Here is a 1,181-nt window from a genome sequence, read left to right as displayed (position 1 = left end):
TTTGAACGTGTAAAACCGCACGTTAACGTTGGTACTATCGGCCACGTTGACCACGGTAAAACTACCCTGACTGCAGCAATCACCACCGTTCTGGCTAAAACCTACGGCGGTAACGCGCGTGCATTCGACCAGATCGATAATGCGCCAGAAGAAAAGGCTCGTGGTATCACCATCAACACTTCCCACGTTGAATATGACACCCCAACTCGCCACTATGCGCACGTTGACTGCCCAGGGCACGCCGACTATGTGAAAAACATGATCACCGGTGCTGCGCAGATGGACGGCGCTATCCTGGTTGTTGCTGCGACTGACGGCCCAATGCCGCAGACCCGTGAGCACATCCTGCTGGGTCGTCAGGTTGGCGTTCCTTACATCATCGTATTCATGAACAAATGTGACATGGTTGATGATGAAGAGCTGCTGGAACTGGTAGAAATGGAAGTTCGTGAACTTCTTTCTGCTTATGACTTCCCTGGTGATGATCTGCCAGTCGTTCGTGGTTCAGCGCTGAGAGCACTGGAAGGCGAAGCCGAGTGGGAAGCAAAAATCATCGAACTGGCTGGCCACCTGGATACCTATATCCCAGAACCAGAGCGTGCGATTGACAAGCCATTCCTGCTGCCTATCGAAGACGTGTTCTCCATCTCTGGTCGCGGTACCGTAGTAACGGGTCGTGTAGAGCGTGGCATCATCAAGGTTCAGGAAGAAGTTGAAATCGTCGGTATCAAACCTACCGTGAAATCGACCTGTACCGGCGTAGAAATGTTCCGCAAATTGCTGGACGAAGGCCGTGCTGGTGAGAACGTTGGTGTTCTGCTGCGTGGTATCAAGCGTGAAGAAATCGAACGTGGTCAGGTCCTGGCGAAACCAGGTTCAATCAAGCCACACACCACCTTTGATTCAGAAGTCTATATTCTAAGCAAAGATGAAGGCGGCCGTCATACTCCGTTCTTCAAAGGCTACCGTCCACAGTTCTACTTCCGTACAACAGACGTGACGGGCACCATCGAACTGCCAGAAGGCGTAGAGATGGTAATGCCAGGCGACAACGTGAACATGGTTGTCACCCTGATCCATCCAATCGCGATGGACGACGGTTTGCGTTTTGCAATCCGTGAAGGCGGCCGTACTGTTGGTGCCGGTGTAGTTGCTAAAGTTATCGCGTAATCGCTGATAAT

The 1,181-nt window shown here is 51.9% G+C and carries 1 protein-coding gene; it reads left to right on the top strand.

The genetic code is table 11. The features are described 5' to 3' along the window. Window positions 1–1,170: elongation factor Tu (gene tuf / locus DRI82_RS23645; RefSeq protein WP_114196321.1), on the top strand; the 1,170-nt coding region annotated here is incomplete at its 5' end. Window positions 1,171–1,181 lie beyond the last annotated feature (11 nt).

The sequence above is a fragment of the Edaphovirga cremea genome (assembly GCF_003332275.1).
GTDB classification, from domain to species: Bacteria; Pseudomonadota; Gammaproteobacteria; order Enterobacterales; family Enterobacteriaceae; genus Edaphovirga; species Edaphovirga cremea.
Note: the sequence above shows the minus strand (reverse complement) of the source record. Positions and strands in the feature narration are given on the sequence as shown.